Below are 20,774 nucleotides of genomic sequence, written 5' to 3'. Positions count from 1 at the left end.
CCTCCAACATGCAGACGTTCCTCACCGCGGCCGCCATGGTCCCCGCGAGCATTCCGAGCCCGGACTGGTCCGGCTTCGACATTCCGCTGCCGTGGGGTTCGCTGCGCATCCACGCCTATGCCTTGTGCATCCTTGCCGGGATCGTCGTCGGCCTTTGGCTGACGTCAGTCCGCTGGGCCAAGCGCGGAACACCCGAAGGCAGCGTCTGGGACATCGTCATCTGGGCCATTCCGTTCGGCATTATCGGCGGCCGGCTCTACCATGTGTTTTCCTCCCCGGACGCGTACTTTGGCCCGGGATTCGACGGCACCGGCGACCTGTCCCTGATTCCGCAGATCCAGCGCGGCGGCCTCGGAATCTGGGGCGCGGTAGTGCTCGGCGCCTTCGGCGCCTGGATCGGCTGCCGCCGCGCTGGCGTCAAACTCACGTCATTCCTGGACGCCGCGGCGCCCGGACTGCTGCTCGCCCAGGCGGTGGGCCGCTGGGGCAACTACTTCAACCAGGAGCTGTTCGGCGGCCCCACCACCCTGCCCTGGGGTCTTCAGGTGGACGCCGACAACGCGAACTTCCCCCAGGGCTTCCCGGCCGAAACGCTGTTCCACCCCACGTTCCTGTACGAATCCCTGTGGAACCTCGTGGGCGTGCTCATCCTGCTGGCCCTGGACCGCAAGTTCAACTTCCGCCGCGGCCGGCTCTTCTGCATCTATGCCATGTACTACACCCTGGGCCGGGTCTGGATTGAGGCCATGCGCATCGACGACGCGGAGCAGATTAGCCTCTTCGGCATCACCACGCGCCTGAACGTCTGGACCAGCATTTTCGTGTTCATCGGGGCTCTGGCCGTGTTCATCGTGCTGGGCCGCCGCAAGGGCGGCAACCCGGAGGACCCCTACCTCCCGGGCCGCGCGCCGGCCGCAGAGGTTGAGCCCGATGCCGCCGCCACTGACGCGAAGACTGCCGACGCTGACGACAAAGCCGCTGCCGCCGTCGACGCTGACGCAAAGACTGCCGTCGTCGGCAAGGACAAAGCGGCCGACGACGTCGGCAAGGACAAAGCGGCCGACGACGGCGGCAAGGCACCTGCCGCCGTCGGTGACGCCGACGGGGGAGCCGTGCCGTCCGGCCGGCGCGCCGCCCGAGCCGCGGGCGAACCGGCCGCCACTTCCGCGAATCAGCCCGTCCGTGATACGGACGCTGTTGTCTCAGATAGTGAATCGCGTGATAATCTGCCTGATAACCAAAGCGGTTCCAGGCGCTCTTCTGCCCCAACGGAAGCAGTACCGGCATCTACTGGCGGCACCGCGTCCGCCGTGGAAGCGGACGCCGGGAAATCCGGCGCCAAAGCCACAGGAACCGCGCCGGAAGCTGACAGCACACGCTAGGTCAGTACCGGCACACGGGCAGCAAGAGCCACCGCTTGGAGCGCCCAACACCACAGCGTCGTGGCATCAGGGCCAATACCGGGCAGCATAGAGCTGCGGTCCGGTCAAGCCCGGGCCGGGAGCCTGCGTAACTGTTAGTTCAGCAGGTCTCCCTGCCCTACAATTTCCACTAAGTAACACTTTGTTGTGCCCATCACACCGGCGCTCTGAGTGGGGCCAACGTTGTCCCTTCCATACGCACGATCAGGAGGAAGGACGTCTCCCATGACCCAAACTCTTCACAGCCCCAGCTGGTCCGAAGCGAACCAGCCGGACGCCGCCATGTCACCGTTTAAGCGGTTTGCGGCGCTCCCCGAGGCAGCCGGGCTCTACAACCCGGAGCAGGAGAAGGACGCCTGCGGTCTTGCGATCATCGCCACCCTGCGCGGCGAGCCCGGCTACGACATTGTCGACGCCGCCCTCACCGCCCTGCGCAACCTTGAGCACCGCGGTGCTGTGGGCGCCGACGAGGGAACGGGCGACGGCGCCGGCCTGCTGATGCAGGTGCCGGACGAGTTCTTCCGCGCCGTGACCGAATTCGAACTCCCGGCACCCGGGCAGTACGTTGTGGGCACCGCCTTCCTCCCCGCCGAGCAGCGTGAAGCCGACGCCGCGAAGGCAGGGATCGAAGGCCTGGCCGCCGACGAGGGCCTCACCGTCCTCGGCTGGCGCGAGGTCCCCATCGTGGCCGACCTCGTGGGCGCCATGGCCCGGGCCTGCATGCCGTACTTCTCGCAGCCGTTCTTTGCCTCGTCCACCGGAGAGCAGCTGGACCGCAACGAGCTTGACTCCCGGGCCTGGCGGATCCGCAAGCGCGCGCAGAACAAGTTCGGCGTCTACTTCCCGTCACTGTCCTCGCGGACCATCGTCTACAAGGGCATGCTCACTACGGCCCAGCTGGAGCCGTTCTACCCGGACCTGTCCGACAAGCGCTTCAAGACCAAGCTGGCCATTGTCCACTCGCGGTTCTCCACCAACACGTTCCCGTCCTGGCCCCTGGCGCAGCCGTTCCGCACCATCGCCCACAACGGTGAGATCAACACGGTCAAGGGCAACCGGAACTGGATGCGCGCACGCCAGTCCCAGCTCGCCAACCCGCTGCTGGGCGGATCGCCGGAAGAGCTGTTCCCGATCTGCACCCCCGGTGCATCGGACTCGGCGTCCTTCGACGAAGTGGCCGAGTTGCTCTGGCTCTCCGGCCGCCCCATCACGCACTCGATCATGATGATGATCCCCGAGGCGTGGGAAAACCACGCCACCATGGATCCGGCACGGCGTGCGTTCTACGAATATCACTCCCTGCTCATGGAACCGTGGGACGGACCGGCCGCTGTGTCGTTTACCGACGGCAACCTGGTCGGAGCCACGCTGGACCGCAACGGCCTGCGCCCGGGCCGCTACTGGATCACCGAAGACGGCCTCGTCGTCTTCGCCTCCGAGGTGGGCGTGATCGACGTCGAACCCTCCAAGGTGGTCAAGAAGGGCCGTGTGTCGCCCGGCAAGATGTTCCTCGTGGACACCGAGGCCGGCCGGATCATCGACGACGAAGAGGTCAAGGCCGAGGTCGCCGCGGCCAACCCGTGGGCCGAGTGGCTGAAGGACAACCTGATCGACCTCAAGGACCTCCCCGAGCGCGAGCACGTGGTTCACACGGCCGCGTCCGTGAACATCCGCCAGCGGACCTTCGGCTACACCACCGAAGAGCTCAAGATCCTGCTGGGCCCGATGGCCCGCACCGGTGCCGAGCCGCTCGGCGCTATGGGCTCCGACACGCCCGTCGCCGTCCTGTCCAAGCGCCCCCGGCTGCTGTTCGACTACTTCGTGCAGTCCTTCGCTCAGGTCACCAACCCGCCGCTGGATGCCATCCGTGAAGAGCTGGTCACGTCGCTGACGTGCGCCATCGGCCCCAACGGGAACCTCCTTGACACCAAGCAGGTCCGCCAGCCCCAGGTGTCCCTGCCGTTCCCGGTCATCAACAACGACCAGCTGGCGAAGATCGCCAACATCGAGGACGCCGACGGCAACAGGGTGGCCATGAAGGTCCGCGGCCTCTACCGCCCCGAAGGCGGCGAGAACGCCCTCCGCGCCCGGCTGACCGAGATCTGCGAGCAGGTTTCCGGCGCCATCAACCGCGGCGTGCAGTACGTGGTGCTGTCCGACCGTGACTCGAACGCCCAGTGGGCGCCCATTCCCTCGCTGCTGCTGGTGAGCGCCGTGCACCACCACCTGCTGCGCAGCGCCAACCGCACCAAGACCGCACTCGTGGTCGAGGCCGGCGACGTCCGCGAGACGCACCACGTGGCCGTGCTCGTGGGCTATGGCGCTTCGGCCGTCAACCCGTACCTGGCCATGGAATCCGTGGAGCAGCTCATCGCCGCCGGCGACGTCGTGGGCGTCACCCCGCAGGACGGCGTCTACAACCTCATCAAGGGCCTCGGCAAGGGTGTCCTGAAGATCATGTCCAAGATGGGCATCTCTACCGTGGCGTCGTACACCGGCGCGCAGACCTTCGAAGCGCTTGGCCTCGGCCAGGAGCTCGTGGATGAATTCTTCGCCGGCACGCACTCCCAGCTGGGCGGCGTGGGGCTGGACGTCATCGCGGCCGAGGTTTCCGCCCGGCACCAGATGGCCTACCCCGAGGGCGGCATCGAGCAGCCGCACCGCCCGCTGCTGGGCGGCGGAGAGTACCAGTGGCGCCGCGACGGCGAGCCGCATCTCTTCAACCCGGAGACTGTGTTCCGGCTGCAGCACGCCACGCGTGAGCGCCGCTACGACATCTTCAAGGCCTACACCAAGGGCGTTGACGACCAGTCCGAGAACCTGATGACCCTGCGCGGGCTCCTCAAGTTCAAGGACGGCGCGCGTCCTGCCGTGCCGCTCGAGGAAGTGGAGCCGGTCTCCAGCATCGTCAAGCGGTTCTCCACCGGCGCCATGAGCTACGGCTCCATCTCCAAGGAAGCCCACGAGACGCTCGCCATCGCCATGAACCGGCTGGGCGGCAAGTCCAACACCGGTGAAGGCGGTGAGGACGTGGACCGCCTGCTGGATCCGGAGCGCCGCTCTGCCGTCAAGCAGATCGCCTCCGGTCGGTTCGGCGTCACCAGCCTGTACCTGACCAACGCTGATGACATCCAGATCAAGATGGCCCAGGGCGCCAAGCCCGGCGAGGGCGGCCAGCTGATGGCCCAAAAGGTCTACCCCTGGGTTGCCCGCACACGCCACTCGACGCCCGGCGTCGGACTGATCTCCCCGCCCCCGCACCACGACATTTACTCGATCGAGGACCTCGCGCAGCTCATCTACGATGCCAAGCGCGCCAATCCCTCGGCCCGGGTGCACGTCAAGCTCGTCTCCGAGGTGGGCATCGGCACAGTTGCCGCCGGTGTGACCAAGGCGAAGGCCGACGTCGTGCTTGTCTCCGGGCACGACGGCGGAACCGGCGCCTCGCCGCTGAACTCGCTCAAGCACGCTGGCGTCCCGTGGGAGCTGGGGCTCGCAGAGACCCAGCAGACCCTGATGCTCAACGGCCTGCGCGACCGCGTCGTGGTGCAGGTGGACGGCCAGCTCAAGACCGGCCGCGACGTCGTCATCGCCGCGCTGCTCGGCGGCGAGGAATTCGGCTTCGCCACGGCACCGCTGGTGGTGGAGGGTTGCATCATGATGCGCGTCTGCCACCTGGACACCTGCCCGGTCGGCGTCGCCACGCAGAACCCCGAACTGCGGGCCCGCTTCAGCGGCAAGCCCGAGTTCGTGGTCAACTTCTTCGAATTCCTGGCCGAGGAGGTCCGCGAAATCCTCGCGGAGCTCGGCTTCCGGAGCATCGAGGAAGCGATCGGCCACGCGGAAATGCTCGACACCCGCGAAGCGATCAACCACTGGAAGGCCGAAGGCCTGGACCTCGACCCCATCCTGCACGGGCTGGAGTTCGACGACGACGCGCCACTGCGCAACCTGACCGGCCAGAACCACGAGCTGGACAAGCACTTCGACCAGCGGCTCATCACCATGGCCGCCGAGGCGCTGACCGACCGCAGCCCGGTGAAGATCGCCGTCGACGTCATCAACACGGACCGCTCAGTGGGCACCATGCTGGGCCACGTCGTGACCAAGACGTTCAGCACGGACGTGCTGGCGACGGACACGATCGACATCACGCTGACCGGCACGGCGGGACAGTCGCTGGGCGCTTTCCTGCCCGCCGGCATCACCCTGCGCATGTACGGCGACTCCAACGACTACGTGGGCAAGGGCCTCTCCGGCGGCCGTATCATCGTCCGCCCGGACCGCACCAACGTGTTCCAGGCCGAGAGCAACGTGATCGCCGGCAACGTGATCGGTTACGGTGCCACCAGCGGCGAGATGTTCCTGCGCGGCCAGGTGGGCGAACGCTTCCTGGTCCGCAACTCGGGCGCTACGGCGGTTGTCGAAGGCATCGGCGACCACGGCTGCGAGTACATGACCGGCGGCCAGACGCTCATCATCGGCCGGACCGGACGCAACTTCGGTGCGGGCATGTCCGGCGGTACGGCGTATGTGCTGGATCTGCGGACCACCCGCGTGAACAAGCAGGCTCTGGAATCCGGTGAACTCCAGCTCCAAGAGCTGGATGCCGAGGACCGCGACATCGTCCACGGCCTGCTGGGGAAGCATGTCGAGGAAACCGAATCCCAGCTGGCCGCGCGTCTGCTGGAGAACTTCGATGACACCGTTGCCCGCATTACCAAGGTGCTGCCGCGCGATTACGCGGCCGTCCTGCAAACCCGTCTGAGCGCCATCGAAGAGGGCCTGGACCCCGACGGCGAAGAAGTTTGGTCTCGAATCCTGGAGGTGACCGGTGGCTGATCCACGCGGATTTCTGAAAGTACGTCAGCGTGAAACCCAGCCACGCCGCCCCGTTCCCGTCCGCATCATGGACTGGAAGGAAGTCTACGAGGCCCAGGAAAAGGGTGTCCTCAAGAGCCAGGCCGGCCGCTGCATGGACTGCGGCGTGCCGTTCTGCCATCAGGGTTGCCCGCTGGGGAACCTGATTCCTGAGTGGAACGACCTCATGTGGCGGGACAAGGGCGAGGAAGCGATTGAGCGGCTGCATGCCACCAACAACTTCCCCGAATGGACCGGGCGCCTGTGCCCGGCACCCTGCGAGGCGTCCTGCGTGCTGGGCATCAACCAGCCCGCGGTGACCATCAAGCAGGTCGAAGTCTCCATCATTGATGAGGCCTTCGACAACGGCTGGGTCAACCCGTTGCCCCCCACGCGCCTGACCGGCAAGACAGTCGCCGTCGTGGGTTCCGGCCCCGCAGGCCTGGCCGTTGCCCAGCAGCTGACCCGCGTGGGCCACACCGTGGCCGTGTACGAGCGCGACGACAAGATCGGCGGCCTGCTGCGCTACGGCATCCCCGATTTCAAGATGGAAAAAGAGCAGGTGGACCGCCGGCTCGAGCAGATGAAGGCTGAGGGCACCCGCTTCCGCACCGGCGTTGCCGTTGGCACGGACGTGACCTGGGAGCAGCTGCGCCGGCGCTACGACGCCGTCGTGATCGCCACCGGCGCCACCGTTCCGCGCGACCTGCGAATCCCGGGCCGCGAGCTCGACGGCGTGCACTTCGCGATGGACTACCTGGTACCGGCGAACCGCGTGGTGGCGGGGGAGACGGTGGAAAACCAGATCCACGCCAAGGGCAAGCACGTGGTGATCCTCGGCGGCGGCGACACCGGCGCCGACTGCCTCGGCACCGCCCACCGCCACGGTGCGGCATCTGTGACCACCCTGGCCATCGGCAAGCAGCCTCCCGCGGAGCGCGCTGGCCACCAGCCGTGGCCGACGTTCCCCACGCTCTTTGAAATGGCCAGCGCCCACGAAGAGGGCGGTGAGCGCACCTACCTCGCCTCGACCGTCGAGTTCGTCGGCGAAAACGGCAAGCTCACCGGCGTCAAGGTTGCCGAGACCGAATTCGTTGACGGCAAGCGCCTCCCGAAGGCCGGCACCGAGCGGATCATTCCCGCCGACCTGGTGTTCCTGTCCCTGGGGTTCACCGGACCCGAACCGGCCGGAATCGCCGAGCAGGTCAGCGCGGAATTCGACGGGCGCGGCAACGTGGCCCGCGACGGCTACTACATGACCAACACCGAAGGCGTGTTCGTGGCCGGTGACGCCGGACGCGGCCAGTCGCTCATCGTGTGGGCCATTGCCGAAGGGCGGGCCGCTGCCGCGGCGGTGGACAAGTTCCTGATGGGAAGCACCATTCTTCCTGCTCCGGTGGCCCCGACGGATCGGGCCATCGCCGTCCTGTAGCGCAGCCAGGGGGTGGAATTCACCTCCGCGACAACTTAACCAATGCAAGAGACCAATAGGGTAGGTATATGAGACGCGCAAAGATTGTGGCTACGTTCGGACCGGCGATTGCCAGCTATGAAAACACCCTCGCGGTGCTGGAGGCCGGTGTTGACGTTGCCCGAATGAACATGAGCCACGGCGATTACTCCGTGCACGACAGCACCTATGAGAACGTCCGCAAGGCCGCCACGGATCTCGGCAAGGCTGTCGCGATCATGGCCGACCTGCAGGGCCCGAAGATACGGCTCGGCCGCTTCGTGGACGGCCCGCACGAGCTGGCTGTCGGTGACACCTTCACGATCACCACCGAGGACGTGCCCGGCACCAAGGAGATCTGCTCCACCACGCTTAAGAGCCTCACCGAAGACGTCAATGTGGGCGATGCACTGCTCATCGACGACGGCAAGGTAGCCCTGCGTGCGATCGAGGTTGACGACGTCAAGGTTGTCACCCAGGTGACTGTGGGCGGTATGGTGTCCAACAACAAGGGCATCAACCTGCCGGGTGTCGCCGTCAACGTGCCTGCCCTGAGCGAGAAGGATGAGGACGACCTCCGCTGGGCCATGCGCCGCGGCGTGGACATGGTTGCCCTCTCCTTCGTCCGCGACGCGTCGGACATCAAGCGTGTCCACGAGATCATGGACGAAGAAGGCCGCCGCGTTCCGGTGATCGCCAAGATCGAGAAGCCGCAGGCCGTGGAGCAGCTCCACGAGATCATCGACGCGTTCGACGCGATCATGGTGGCCCGTGGCGACCTCGGCGTTGAGCTTCCGCTGGAGGAAGTGCCGATCGTGCAGAAGCGCGCCATTGAACTGGCACGCCGCTGGGCCAAGCCGGTCATCGTGGCCACTCAGGTCCTCGAATCCATGATAGACAACCCGCGCCCCACCCGCGCGGAGGCCTCCGACTGCGCCAACGCCGTGCTCGACGGCGCCGATGCGGTCATGCTGTCCGGCGAGACCAGCGTGGGCAAGTACCCGATCGAGACGGTCAAGGTGATGGCCCGGATCATCGAGTCCACCGAGGAGCACGGCCTGGAGCGCGTACCCCCGCTGGGCACCAAGCCCAAGACCCGCGGTGGCGCCATCACCCGTGCCGCCGTCGAGATCGCGGACCAGCTGGAGGCCAAGTACATCTGTACGTTCACGCAGTCCGGTGACTCGGCACGCCGCCTGTCCCGCCTCCGCCCGATCAAGCCGGTCTTCGCGTTCACCCCGGTGGAGCACGTGTGGAACCAGCTGGCACTGACCTGGGGCATCCAGCCGGTGCTCGTGCCCATGGTGGGCCACACGGACGAAATGACCGCGCAGGTTGACCGCAGCCTGCTGGACATGGGGCTCGTGGAAGACGGTGACCTTGTGGTCATCGCTGCCGGTTCCCCTCCCGGAAAGGCCGGTTCCACCAACTCGCTGAAGGTGCACAAGGTAGGCGACCTCGCCGACACCTCACGCCTGGGCGAGGCAGGGGAGAAGAAGGAAAAGCTCGGCCCGTGGCCGGAAAAGAAGAAGAAGAAGGCTGCTGCTCCGGCGGAGTAGCAGAGACCAAAGGGAGGGTCCCCGCCGTACGGCGGGGACCCTCCCTTTTTGCTTTTTGCGGTGACAAATTTTGCGGTAACAAATTTGCGGTGACAAAAGGAGGATCCCTGCGGCGTGGCGGGGATCCTCCTTTTGTTTGGTTCTGGTTGCTAGTTGACCTGGTTGATGATGGTCTCGGCAACTTCGCGCATGCTCAGGCGGCGGTCCATGGAGGTCTTCTGGATCCAGCGGAAGGCTTCCGGCTCCGTCAGGCCCATCTTGGTGGTGAGCAGGCTCTTGGCGCGCTCCACGAGCTTGCGGGTGGCGAACTGCTCCTGCAGGTCCGTGACCTCGTTTTCGAGGGCCTTGATCTCCTCGTGGCGGGACAGGGCGATCTCCAGGGCGGGGATCAGGTCCGCTGGGGTGAAGGGCTTGACGACGTACGCCATGGCGCCTGCGTCGCGGGCACGCTCCACGAGTTCCTTCTGGCTGAAGGCGGTCAGCAGCACCACGGGGGCGATGCGGGCTTTGACGATCTTCTCGGCGGCGGTGATGCCGTCCATGACCGGCATCTTGACGTCCATGAGGACCAGGTCCGGCTTGAGCTCCTCGGCCAGCTGCACGGCCTTCTCGCCGTTGTCCGCCTCGCCGATGACGTCATAGCCCTCGCCGCGCAGGATTTCGATGATGTCGAGGCGGATGAGGGTTTCGTCTTCGGCCACAATGACGCGGCGCGCCGGCTGGGACGTGCTGTTTGACTCCGTCGGTTCTGACACGGGATCTCCTTGAAAAGGTACGGCGGGAACATGACTATCTTAGGTGCGCCCGCGGCTGTACTTGGATCTGCATGGCTTGTTGCGGCGTCACTGGCGCGATTCTGGAATTTAGCCTATCTGCATGTAGAGTAAATCCGCGCACTGGAAGTGGCTGCGTTGCTCACAATCACGTTGTGAGCCTACGATTGTTACTCCGTGTACTCCGCGCCCGAGTGGCGGAATTGGCAGACGCGCCGCACTCAAAATGCGGTATCGAAAGGTGTGTGGGTTCGAGTCCCACCTCGGGCACGGCATATCCCCTCGTCAGAGGGGTTTTTGCTTTAATGTGTGGACGTTGTCCCTCGTAGGGTCCCTCTGACACTGTTCCCGGCCTGTGCCTGGCGCCGCGGTCGCCTGTGAAGTTGTGTGGGTGGCGGGGTCAGGGTCCTGGCTTGTGGGCCCTCCGCCTGCTGGGATCTAGGGCTGTGTGCCGCTCCTTCTTGCTGTTTCCCGTGGCCAGGTGTTGGCCGTCACTCTTTCATGGCTGGGGGTTGTGGTGACGACATGACGAAGCCGATTTTTCTTCGTGGATCTCCCGCGGATGGCTGCTTCTGCGAGCCAGGCAGCGTGCGCTGCTCGCGGGTTTGTCCGGCCAAAGGGGGGTGGACATTGTCCACATGTTTGTCCACGAGCGGCTTTTCGGCCTGCATGTTGGTCCATTCACCACTTCATGCAGTTTCTGGTTCAGGCTATATGACTTTGCGGCCTGGATCGTAGGTTTCTTAGGGCGTTCCGGGTTCAGCGGCAACGCCTTTGGGTATAGCAGTGGCTGGCGTACGACCGGCCGGCAGCGTGCAGGTGTGTGGGATCCGGATCTTCTTCCGGGCAGCCCTGGTGTGATTGATCCGCCTGACTTTGGCGCCCGGGCTGGCAACGCTGCTCACTTTCCCTTCCGCGGAGCATACGCAGGAGTGGAGTTCCGGCCCGGACGGTTGGGATGCGGTGGTGGAGAGCTGGCTCCGGAACGTCCCGCCGTCGTCGTCCATATCCCTATGACCCTGCGGGGCTACGAGGCTTCTAGGCCCCAGGGCCGGAAGGCCCGGTCTCTGTCCATGTTCCAGCCGGCGACCATTCCGGAGCCGATCATGAGGTCGCTGATCCTGGCCAAGCGGTAGGCGGGGTCTGCTTCGAGTGCGAGTTGCAGGAACTGGTGGGCTTTGCTGCCTCGGCCTTCCCACCAATTGACGAAGGCGATGGCGGTGAGGATGGGGGCCGAGTGTTGGTGCTGCTGTGCGTGTACGCGTGGAGCAGCAGCTGCTGGGCCCATTCGACCCGCGACCACTGGGGCCCGCCGTCTGTTTGGGCCAGGAGAACCCGGTCCATGGGTTCGTCGATTCCCGGGATATCGGCCATGAGCTGGTCACGGATGGCGGGGGCCTGGAAGCTCGCAATCAGGCTGATGGTTTCATCATCACTGGGATAACTGATCGCGTCCAGCATGCCGTCCCAGAGTGTCCTGGCTTGTTCGAGGGCCTCGCCCGGGTTCATCGCGTGGATGGATTTCACCTGGTCGTCAACGGCGTTCGCGGTGCGGCCTTCTTTTGTCGAGGCCGGCAGGGTGACGCGGTTGGTCGGTGCGATGGTGCTGCCGCGGTACACGAATTCGGCGTTGATCTGGCTGGACTGGGTCGCCTTCAGCGGAAGTGTCAGTCCGTCCTGGGGACCGCCGTCGTACGGGGAGACGGTCGTGTCTCCTACGAGGAGCCCGTCCCGGATGGTCATTCCGCGTTCGGCCAGCGCACAGGTCAGTGCTGCGATGGTTGCTGCGTGCGGTTTGGGCTGTCCGGGTTTTCTGGGCCTCGGAGGTGTACACGGCGAAGAGCACGCTGGCGGCGCTGGCGTCGTGGGCGAGGTAGTCGGCGACTGTGCGGGCGTACCCGAGGCCGCCGTCGCGGTTGGGGAGGTCGACTCTGAGTGTTGCGCCGATGCGGTTGGCGTCCAGGGTGATGCAAACGAGGCTTTCGTGTGGCCAGAGGCCGAGGGTGTGCCCGATGAAACTGAGGACGTCGGCTGGGGTTTTGATGGTGAGCGGTTCCATGGTCCTTCTCCTTCAGCTACTGGCGGGCACCGGGTGTGTCTGTCAGATGTGTGCGTCGTTCTGATACACGGAGTCACCGCTGGGTTTGAGGGTCCGGAGTGCAACTTGGGGAACCGGGAGTGGTCCAAAGTTTCGTGAGGAAATAAGCGACGGGGGAGCGCCGAACGAAACTTTGGATCGTGAGCGGCGCGTAGCGCCCTGGTTGCGTGGAGCACCCGCCCAGCGATGATGGGGATCAGAATGACAAACAGCGAAGTTGCTTCTACTGGTTCATGGAGGCGGGGGAGCGGGGCGGCATGACGTCTTGGAAGCCGCTACTCAATGAGCTCTGCTGACATGAACGTAGGTGCCCCGAGCGGGAGCTGAACCCGGACTCCTCCGATCCCGCGGGCGCTCCTCGAACAGCATGAGCTCGGTCGCGAGACCAAGAGAGCACGCGTGTGGTGGCTTCGCGATTGCCCTGGTGGAGTGACGCCATATGGGACTGTCCGCCCTCAGGCTCGCTCAGGTGCTAAAAACGGGGTCGAGCTGACAGGGCGCGAGCACATGCGCCTGCACAACTGGGGAAGGTGCGTCATGGCTGAAATCAATGCCGTGCTGGCCGGACCGACGGCGGAAGAACTCGAGGAGACGTCGCAACTGGGTGCTGTTGACGTGGCAGTGGTGCATGGCCGCGCCGGTCTCCGCGGCGGCAATCATGATCTCTGCAATCGAACCGGCCAATGCCCGTTGCTGGGTCTCCTTCCGCCAAGGGGGTCGCCATCCGATCGACCGTGGGTCGGCCGGCACGCGCTACTGACTGCCCGCCCCTCTCAACAGGGCGAAGCCGAGACAGTGGCCGCCGTCCGCGTTGACGGGTACGTCATCAGTTACGGCGAAGTCGAGCCCGGTTACTGGGGGCTGGGCGTGCCGCTGGATCGGCCTGTGGACGAGCCCCCAGCCTGCGGGGTGTTGATCAGTGCTTCTGGGAGCTGGTCAGACGGGTAGTGCCTGACATGCTCGATGCGGCAGCGGCAGGAGCAGGGCTTCAGCGAATTGGCCGTGACCTCGATTCTGGGCATCTACGTGGCTGGTCTGATCCCAGCCTTGCTGCTCGGAGGGCCATTTTCCGACCGGACCGGACGCCGGAAAATTACGGTCGTCGCTGTCGGACTTTCGGCTCTCGCAGGTGTAGTAATGATGTTTGGCATCTTCCATCCGCTACCGCTCTTCGCCGGCCGGCTGGTGGCAGGGGTCGCGACCGGTCTGGCCATGGCGGCGAGCACAAGTTGGGTCAAGGAGCTGTCACAGCCACCCTGGGACACGCAGGCGGTGCCCGGGGTCGGGGCGCGCCGCGCCTCGCTGCTGGCCACTGCGGGGTTTTGGTTGGGGCCGGTCGCCGCCGGACTGATGGCCAACTGGGCCCCTGCCCCGGAAATGCTGCCCTACCTGGTGCACGCGGTGCTGTGTCTGCCTTTGATGTGGATCTTGGTACGGCTGCCAGAGACAATGACCGCGGTAAGCGGCTGCGGTCCTGGGTCGGTAGTTTCTTCTGCCGACGCGGGGGCGGGCACGGGCAACGAACGGCGCTTCCGGGCGGTGGTGGCACCCGCGGCCCCGTGGGTCTTTGGATTCCGGAACCATTGGCTTCGCCGTCGTCCCTGGCCTCATCACAGATTTGGGCGGGCAACGCCTGCTGTACACCACGGCGGCAGTGGCCCTGACGCTAGGGGCTGGCGTGCTGGTCCAGCCGCTGGCCAGGCGGCTGGATAGCGCGCGCTCCGTCCGTGCAATCCTGACCGCCCTATCTATAGTCCTCGCAGGGCTCATTCTGGGCGTTTTCAGTGCGGTGACGCAGAACCCATGGTTGGGCTTAACGGCGTCGGGGCTGTTGGGGGCCGGCTACGGTCTCATGCTGGTAGCAGGCCTGCTGGAAACGCAGCGTATCGCACTGCCGTTGCGTCTTGGCACGTTGACCGGCCGCTACTACACGCTGGCTTACCTTGGCTACTTCACGCCGACCGTCATGGCGTTCCTCGCTCTCTGGGTCGCCCCGCTAGAACTGATGGTGGCGGTGACCCTTGGCATCGACAGCGGCGGAATTGTCCAAGACCGCGCAGCTACGTGACTATCGTCAGCACGAGCCGCCGGCCCCGTTGCCCTCGTTGGCCGGGTCCACAATGCTGTTGCTGGCCTCCAGGTCGACGAGCAAGACCGCCGCGCAGACCGCGCTTCTCATCCAGCTAATGCGGACCGCCCAGGCGATCTACGACATGCACCACCAGTCCAGCCACAATCGGCAGGCCCGCAACTTGTATGGGGTCCTGACGACGGACCTGCATGCGTTCGGTGCGCAGATGCCGCGGCCGGATCCTGCTTCACCGGCGAAGGAAGAGCCGTCACCCGTCAGGCGCCGGAACACGATTCGCTCCGCTTGGCACGCCTTAGCTTCCCCGTCCCGGCTACACCACGCCCGGGCAGCCTCGTCCCATCCACGACGGAACCCTCGCGCACCCACCAGCCCAGCAAGCAGGGCCCGGACCAGGACTACGGCCGGTAAGCCGACTACCGCAGGCACCACGGAAAAGGAGCAAGGGAAACCCATGAGCGGAGAAGGCATTGACGACGTGTTCGAGGGTCTGCTGCGGCAGGGTCTGACGGCCGCCACGCAACTGGCGGAGCAGTTGGCCCGCGCCCGCCCGCAGTACCTAAAAAAGGCCGAGCATGAGGGCGAACGCGCAGCCATGGAAGCACAGCGCAACATCGCGGCAGAGCGGGCCACGATGCGCGCTGTCGTCGTGCCGACAACGCAGGACGAATGGTGGTCGTCCGCGAAGCCGGACCAGGTCGCGCAGGCCCACCTGATGGCCACGGCCTGGAAGGACCACGGCCCGGACGCACTGGCCGCTTCCGAAAGGATCGCCCAAGAGGTAAAGAACCGCTACGGCATGGACACCGCTGACGCGGGCGGCGACGGCGCCTACCTGCAGGACCGTATTGCCGTGGTCCGGTTCGCCGAGCAGCAGCAACGGATGGCCAAGGAACACGCAGAAGCGATGGCCCTGGTCGCCGCGGCGCAGGCCGAGGAGTTGAACCGGTTGGCCGGCGAGCTGCAGGGCCAACTCGAACGCCACCAGGTGCCGCGAGAGGATCTGGCCAACCCGGAATTGGTAGCGGCCCTGCAGGCCTCCCGTGAGGCCGAAGGTACCGACGCCGCCACGGAAGCGGATCGGGCGATGGCCGAACGAATGCACCTGATCAAGAAGGACGGGATCGCCGGTCCGAGCATCGAGCAGCTGCACGCGGAAATCGGGCAGAACTATTCGGGCACCCGGGATTCGCATTTCGCTGATGCGGAGTTCGTAGCCGCGGCCCGTGACTGGCACGAGTCCAGGGCCCTGGCCGAGGGCGGTTTCGCGGACAGAGGCAACACCGGCATCGAAGCCCGGTACACAAACGCGGAGAAGGAACTGTTCGCCCGGCTCGCTCCCATGGGCCGCGACATCGAGGACAAGGTGCTGAAGGACCCATCGACCGTCACCGCGGCGACCTCCGAACAATCCACGGGCCCGGACTACGGCTCCAGGGAGCACTACGAGTCGTTTGCGACGTCGCTGAAGGGCACCGCGAGCGAGCAGGACATCAAGGGTCGTGTGGCAGCGGCCCGCGGACAGGCCAAATACCCGAGCGAGGCGGTCCAAGTGCCCAAGAATGCCCCGAAAGCCTGCAAACCCACCGCCGGGGCCGGAGCCGGCCGGGACAAGGCGCAGGACGGTCCCGCGCGCTAGAAATTGCGGACAGCCAGCGAAGGGGCCGAGCGGGTGTCGCCGCTGGAGCGTACCGCGCCGAGTTGGCACAAGGTATCACCAGCCGCGGAGTGCAGTGGCGACGGAGTGCTTCCCGGGAACCGACCCTGGAAGCATCGGCCGGGATGGGTCAAGTGCGTTTGGGAGAGACGGGTAATGAGTCGCGGGCCGATCCTCGCATCCTGATATCGACAATCATGAGAACGAATAGGGAGGTGATCAGGCCTGCCAGTGATAGTGCGGCGATGCCGACGGCGGCGCTCAGGCTGTTGCTGGTCGCGAGTGCGCCAACACCGATGGCGGTGCCTGCCTGGAAAGCGTAGGCGATCAAATAGAGCAGAGACAGTGTCGCCCCGCGGTGACGTTCGGGAGCGGCTTGGTTAATGAGACCGAGACCGCCGGTGAGAGCGAAGGAGTAGGCGATCCCGCCGACGACACACCAGCCGAGGAAGAGCGAAATCGACCCGAAAGCGCTGGCGGCGGCCATGAGTCCGAGGCTCAGGACCGTCAGGGATGCACCCACCCAGGCCGAAGCGTATGCCGGGACACGGGACAGGAAAAGTGCGGTGATGCCGATAGTCGCCGCAGAGCACCCCAGGAGGACACCGACGATCGCGGTGTTCCCGGTGTGGGTGAACTCGGTGATCATGTGCGCACCGAGGGAGAGGAAAATCGCACCCACGCAATAGGCCAGGGCTACGGACAACGTGGCGATGAAGAAACGAAGTCGAATTACCCGGGGCACGCTAGGTGCCTGCGGTCGCCAACGTTGGGCATGGCGCGGCCTGTCGTCGGGAGCGCACAACAGCGCCGCGATTGATGCTAACGACAGGATGAGCAGGACGATGTAGTTCCAGAACAGTGGCATCGGGAAAAACTGCGCGAGCGCGCCACTGACTATGAGGGCCAGGGTGAGTCCGGTCGCGGTGGCCAGGGTCGCCATGGAGCTGGCGAAACGGGGGCTGCCGGTGGTGTTGTTCTCGATGAGTGCCGCAGTCCCGGCTCCCATTGCCAATCCTGCGCCGGCGCCTTGCAGCACGCGCCCGGCGAACAGGAATGCCACGTTGGGGGCGAGGGCAAAGATCACGGCAGAGGCGGCGATAAGCACGACGCCGGCAATCATGACCCATCGCCTGCCGAACTGGTCCGAGAGGTTCCCAAAGATCGGAAGAACGACGAGTAGTGCGAGCGGGTAGGTCGCGAATACTGTGGTGACGATGAGCGGGCTCAGGTCCCACTGTGCCGCGTAGATCGGGTACAGCGTACTCGGGGCTCCGGAGGACCAGAGCACCATCGCGAGCACGGATGCCGACGCCCAAAACGCCCCACGCCTGCCCATTCGGTTTCGGCTGGGGGCAGGGGACGTAGAATCCGGCAGAGCCGCGCCTAGGCGGGTCATCTGGCGAGACCCGGGTGGATGATCAGGCAGGTGCTCGACGCGGTGGCCAACACCCTGCCGTCACTGTCCCGGATGTCGGCCTCCGCGAAGGCGGCGGTCTTACCGCGGCGGGTGACCCAACCGTGCGCGGTGACGGCGCCGGTTCCGGCGGTGATCGGCCGCAGGAACGACACCTTGATTTCCAGGCTCGTGTACCCGACTCCTGCAGGCAGGGTGCTGTGCACGGCACACCCGCACACCGAGTCAAGAACCGTCGCAAAAAATCCGCCGTGGACCGAACCGACCGGATTGTAATGCGACTCGTCAGGCTGTGCCGTCATCACCACATCGCCCTCGGCGACGGAAACGAATTCCAGCCCGATATGGCTGCTGATAGGGGGCGGTGGGGTCCGACCGTCGGCCAGTGCGCGCAACTTCTCGAGCCCGGTCCGATCGAACAGCTTCGTCTTGTCCTCTTCGGGGCTGTGGTAGCGGATGGTGCGCGAACGGTTCGTCAAAGGGTCGGGCGGTGATGTCATTAGCGTTCCTCCGGGTGATCGATAAGAGACGGGATTCTCAGGCGACGGGGATAAGCAAATCGGCGCCAGGTCGTATTGGTCCGTGCCGATGGATTTCACCGACCGGCTTATCCCACTGGTCGAACTGGTAAGTGCCGGCGGGGTTGGTGATGTTGCCGGTGCCCCGATGTTGTTAGCGCACCCATCACCTCCTTAACGGAAGGAAAGTCAGGTTACGCGGGCAGTTGATATGATCCTATTGATGCTAGCTTTGTTATAGCAACCCAGATCCGGCTGTAACGCGTGAATTTAGGCAACATGAGGAGCTTTTGACAGTGCCGGTATTTCAGGTTCATATCCCCGAGGATCGATTCTCCTCAGTCCAGAAGCGTGCGCTGGCAGGGGCGCTGCCGCGGGCGCTAAACGAGGCTCTGGGGATTCCTGCCGAGGATCAGTTCGTCGCAATCACCTCGCACCACCCGGACGAGCTGTACTTGGACCCCGGATACATGGGGATGAATCGAAGCGGCGATGCAGTCATCATCACCGTGCTCTTCACTGCCGAGCGACCCTTGACGGACAAGAGAATGTTGACGAAGGCAATCTGCGAGAATACCGTCGCCACGCTGGGTATCTGTGCTGACGACGTATTCATCGCACTGATTCCAGTGCCGAAGGAGAATTTCTCCTTCGGCAGGGGAGAGCTGCAGCTCGCGCCGGGCAGCTGAGTCGGTGCCCCATGCGCCTGCTGTGGCCGAATGCCCTTGGATTAGTCGTAGAGAGCCAGAGTTAGGATTTGAACATGCCCAGAATGTCGCAAGCCTTGACGGATGCAGTGACGGGCCAATGTGCCATAGCACGCAGTCTGGGGGTTCTCAGCGATTCATGGAGCTTTCTCCTGCTTCGCGAGGCACACCTTGGCAAGCGCACTTTCGCGCAATTCCGGGATTCCTTGGGCATGGCAACTGACGTGCTCAGCGCGCGACTTGACGCGCTGGTGGAGCATGGAATCCTAGAGAGGATTCCCTACCAGGAACCAGGGCAGCGCACGCGCGATGGCTACGGACTGACCGCAGCAGGTAGTGAACTGAAGGTCGTGCTGATAGCAATGCAGCAATGGGGCGAGGAATACCTCCCGCGAGACCAAGGTTTGAGCGTACTTCCAGTGACTCGTGACGGCAAAGAGCGTGTGCGAGCAAGCTTGGTCAGTGCAGGTGGAACGCTCGTTGCCCACGAGGATGTGGAGTTCGTTCGCGTCACCACCCCCTGACGCAACCTATTATGGGCACCGGCCAATGCGGGAGCGCCAAGTGAGCCGATCCTCGTAGCCGGGTCGACAGCTTTCTCTCGGGGCGGAGTCTGAGTCTGGAACAAGGACTAGGCCCGGAATACCCTGGCCCGGGCGGTGTTCTTCAACCGCCTTGGAGAGAACCACGACCGCAGCTTCGAACAGCACCGCTAATCATTTCACCCACACATCGTCCTCTGGAACACGGTCTATTTCGCCCGCACGATCATCACCTTGAATCAGGGCGGCAAGCCACTTTGGCTCCATGTCCGTGTTCCTGGCCTGGTGCCTGGTCGGTGGGAGACAGCCCCCTTTCTCGGGCACTCCCCCACTCATTTTCAAACGCCGATAATGAACCTTCGTCAGGCTATGGGCCGCAGCGGGGGAGAGGTCACCCCTCTTATTTGTAGGGCCGTGAGGCCTGTAAAAATGGGTGCCATGAACAAATTCGAGGCCGGGATATGTGCTACACAGGACTCGGTCCTGGAGCTTCGCGTGGAGCTTGTCGACAGCGAGCCTGCCATTTGGCGTCGGTTCGAGGGCCGGGGCTCCCTGGCTTTGAGCCAAGTACATCAGGTCCTGCAGGCAGCATTTGGCTGGAAAGACGCGCACCTGCACCGGTTTGTAACGTGCGACCCGTTCGCTCCGCTACTGCCGGTCGACGGCGAATTCTTGGAAGTCCCGCAGTGGCTTCCAAGGCAGTGGTGCGAAGAACCGGGCGACAGGCCCGAGGAGGACTGTTCCCTGGATCAGCTGCTGGCGCTGGGGTCGGGCGGAGCGTTCTACGAATACGACTTTGGTGACAGCTGGCTTCACCGGCTCGAGCTGGTTTCCCGCCGGCCCGAGGAGAAAGACAGCCTGCCGACCCGACTGATCGACGGCGTTAGGCGCGGCCCACTGGAAGACTCCGGAGGTTTTCCCGGCTACGAGGAGATCATGGCTGCCTTGGCCGACCACCTTCATTGAAGAAGTCGCAACTTTTGTACCCACATTTGCCCACACCGCAGCGGCCATTCTTATCCTCGATGCGCAGCGTCGCACTCCCGCACTTCGGATAACCCCGGTAGTCAACCATGTCCTTCAATCTACCGCGAGCAAACGAATTTACTCATTGCCTCACGGCACCTTCAAAGCGAAGAGCGCGAGCATCACCACTGCCAACTGCGAAATGGGATCCTCCGGATTAGCGGAATCAACCCGGACCGGGTCAGCCAGGTTCCGGACTCTGACACCGCGGTCTGCAAGGTCGTGGATGAGGTTTAGCTGTCGCGGACGGCCCGGCCCAGCCGGTCAGGGTGTGCACCACGATCACTCCGCCGTCGCGGGCCTGGTCGAGGGCTTGATGCACACAGTCGCCCAAATAACGAGGGGTTGAAAGGAGCGGGCAGGGGAGCAAGGGTTGAAACCTGAATTCGCTAGGGGGCGTATTCATTTGCCGAGGGGACGTCCAGTTCCTTGTAGGCCGAAATAGTTTGCTCGGCGATCCGGAAAGCTTCCAATGCCGCTGGCGCCCCGCAATAGACGAAAGTCTGTAGCAGGACCTCCTGGATCTGCTCTTCTGTCACGCCGTTGTTCAAAGCTCCTCGGACATGCCCGCCAGTTCAGAGGCGTCCAAGATGTTGTCGGTGATGTTTGCCGGCCCAGTATCCGTGGACATGGTGCCATCCCAGTTGTAGCGGTCGC

15 protein-coding genes, 1 tRNA gene and 2 pseudogenes are annotated in these 20,774 nt (G+C 64.7%); 11 read left to right on the top strand and 7 right to left on the bottom strand.

Translation table 11 applies throughout. From position 1 onward, the window contains the following. The first annotated feature begins 8 nt into the window (after positions 1-8). The 4 genes from lgt to pyk all read left to right on the top strand — a co-directional run bounded on the left by lgt (position 9) and on the right by pyk (position 9,290). Positions 9-1,382: a prolipoprotein diacylglyceryl transferase gene (gene lgt, locus CXQ90_RS14480; RefSeq protein WP_104140087.1), complete on the top strand. Its 1,374-nt coding sequence runs from the start codon at positions 9-11 to the stop codon at positions 1,380-1,382. 264 nt (positions 1,383-1,646) lie between these two features. Next, on the top strand, positions 1,647-6,263 hold the full coding sequence (gene gltB, locus CXQ90_RS14475) for a glutamate synthase large subunit (protein ID WP_104140086.1): 4,617 nt from the start codon (positions 1,647-1,649) through the stop codon (positions 6,261-6,263). Continuing rightward, entirely contained in the window at positions 6,256-7,713 is a 1,458-nt protein-coding gene (locus tag CXQ90_RS14470) for a glutamate synthase subunit beta (RefSeq protein ID WP_104140085.1), read from the top strand. The genes gltB and CXQ90_RS14470 overlap by 8 nt, the downstream gene beginning before the upstream one ends. 68 nt (positions 7,714-7,781) lie before the next feature. After that, the gene (pyk, locus tag CXQ90_RS14465) at positions 7,782-9,290 is read left to right on the top strand and encodes a pyruvate kinase (protein WP_104140084.1); all 1,509 of its coding nucleotides are present in this window, start codon (positions 7,782-7,784) and stop codon (positions 9,288-9,290) included. 149 nt (positions 9,291-9,439) lie between these two features. Here the strand turns inward: pyk and CXQ90_RS14460 are convergent, their stop codons facing one another. Beyond that, positions 9,440-10,045 carry an ANTAR domain-containing response regulator gene (locus tag CXQ90_RS14460; protein WP_104140083.1) on the bottom strand — a complete coding sequence of 202 codons (606 nt, stop codon included), beginning with the start codon at positions 10,043-10,045 and terminating at the stop codon, positions 9,440-9,442. Between the two features lie 206 nt (positions 10,046-10,251). Here CXQ90_RS14460 and CXQ90_RS14455 point away from each other — a divergent pair. Further along, positions 10,252-10,333, top strand: a tRNA-Leu gene (locus CXQ90_RS14455). A gap of 757 nt (positions 10,334-11,090) precedes the next feature. On the opposite strand, the gene CXQ90_RS23000 is transcribed toward CXQ90_RS14455, so the two are convergent. The 3 genes from CXQ90_RS23000 to CXQ90_RS22430 form a co-directional block, all read right to left on the bottom strand. Further along, positions 11,091-11,351: a DUF4192 family protein gene (locus CXQ90_RS23000; RefSeq protein WP_258064544.1), complete on the bottom strand. Its 261-nt coding sequence runs from the start codon at positions 11,349-11,351 to the stop codon at positions 11,091-11,093. Positions 11,352-11,597: 246 nt separating this feature from the next. After that, on the bottom strand, positions 11,598-12,122 hold the full coding sequence (locus tag CXQ90_RS22995) for a DUF4192 family protein (RefSeq protein ID WP_104140081.1): 525 nt from the start codon (positions 12,120-12,122) through the stop codon (positions 11,598-11,600). A 504-nt stretch (positions 12,123-12,626) separates the two neighbouring features. Beyond that, entirely contained in the window at positions 12,627-12,845 is a 219-nt protein-coding gene (locus CXQ90_RS22430; RefSeq protein ID WP_181038578.1) for a hypothetical protein, read from the bottom strand. 279 nt (positions 12,846-13,124) lie between these two features. Between CXQ90_RS22430 and CXQ90_RS23225 the strand changes: the two are divergent. From CXQ90_RS23225 to CXQ90_RS14430, 3 genes and pseudogenes are all read left to right on the top strand, one after another. Next, positions 13,125-13,544, top strand: a pseudogene (locus CXQ90_RS23225) (MFS transporter); the annotation flags it as partial. A gap of 184 nt (positions 13,545-13,728) precedes the next feature. Then, the gene (locus CXQ90_RS14435; RefSeq protein WP_258064543.1) at positions 13,729-14,229 is read left to right on the top strand and encodes a hypothetical protein; all 501 of its coding nucleotides are present in this window, start codon (positions 13,729-13,731) and stop codon (positions 14,227-14,229) included. 475 nt (positions 14,230-14,704) lie between these two features. Beyond that, positions 14,705-15,889 carry a hypothetical protein gene (locus CXQ90_RS14430; protein WP_104140078.1) on the top strand — a complete coding sequence of 395 codons (1,185 nt, stop codon included), beginning with the start codon at positions 14,705-14,707 and terminating at the stop codon, positions 15,887-15,889. Between the two features lie 148 nt (positions 15,890-16,037). Here the strand turns inward: CXQ90_RS14430 and CXQ90_RS14425 are convergent, their stop codons facing one another. Beyond that, positions 16,038-17,246 (bottom strand): MFS transporter, encoded by a 1,209-nt coding sequence (locus CXQ90_RS14425; RefSeq protein WP_258064542.1) that lies wholly within the window; start codon positions 17,244-17,246, stop codon positions 16,038-16,040. A gap of 56 nt (positions 17,247-17,302) precedes the next feature. Continuing rightward, positions 17,303-17,824 carry a PaaI family thioesterase gene (locus tag CXQ90_RS14420; protein ID WP_104140077.1) on the bottom strand — a complete coding sequence of 174 codons (522 nt, stop codon included), beginning with the start codon at positions 17,822-17,824 and terminating at the stop codon, positions 17,303-17,305. Positions 17,825-18,138: 314 nt separating this feature from the next. On the opposite strand from CXQ90_RS14420, the gene CXQ90_RS14415 reads away from it, so the two are divergent. The 3 genes from CXQ90_RS14415 (at position 18,139) to CXQ90_RS14405 (ending at position 20,057) form a co-directional block, all read left to right on the top strand. Further along, the gene (locus tag CXQ90_RS14415) at positions 18,139-18,531 is read left to right on the top strand and encodes a tautomerase family protein (RefSeq protein WP_104140076.1); all 393 of its coding nucleotides are present in this window, start codon (positions 18,139-18,141) and stop codon (positions 18,529-18,531) included. 74 nt (positions 18,532-18,605) lie between these two features. Beyond that, the gene (locus CXQ90_RS14410; RefSeq protein ID WP_104140075.1) at positions 18,606-19,073 is read left to right on the top strand and encodes a helix-turn-helix domain-containing protein; all 468 of its coding nucleotides are present in this window, start codon (positions 18,606-18,608) and stop codon (positions 19,071-19,073) included. Between the two features lie 456 nt (positions 19,074-19,529). Next, positions 19,530-20,057, top strand: coding sequence for a plasmid pRiA4b ORF-3 family protein (locus CXQ90_RS14405; protein WP_258064541.1), 528 nt, complete (start codon positions 19,530-19,532; stop codon positions 20,055-20,057). Positions 20,058-20,506: 449 nt separating this feature from the next. Here CXQ90_RS14405 and CXQ90_RS14395 read toward each other — a convergent pair. After that, positions 20,507-20,674: pseudogene (locus CXQ90_RS14395) on the bottom strand (carboxymuconolactone decarboxylase family protein); the annotation flags it as partial. Between the last annotated feature and the right edge of the window lie 100 nt (positions 20,675-20,774).

Origin of the sequence: Arthrobacter sp. ZGTC131, assembly GCF_002929275.1 — a bacterium.
Lineage (GTDB): Bacteria > Actinomycetota > Actinomycetes > Actinomycetales > Micrococcaceae > Arthrobacter.
Note: the sequence above shows the minus strand (reverse complement) of the source record. Positions and strands in the feature narration are given on the sequence as shown.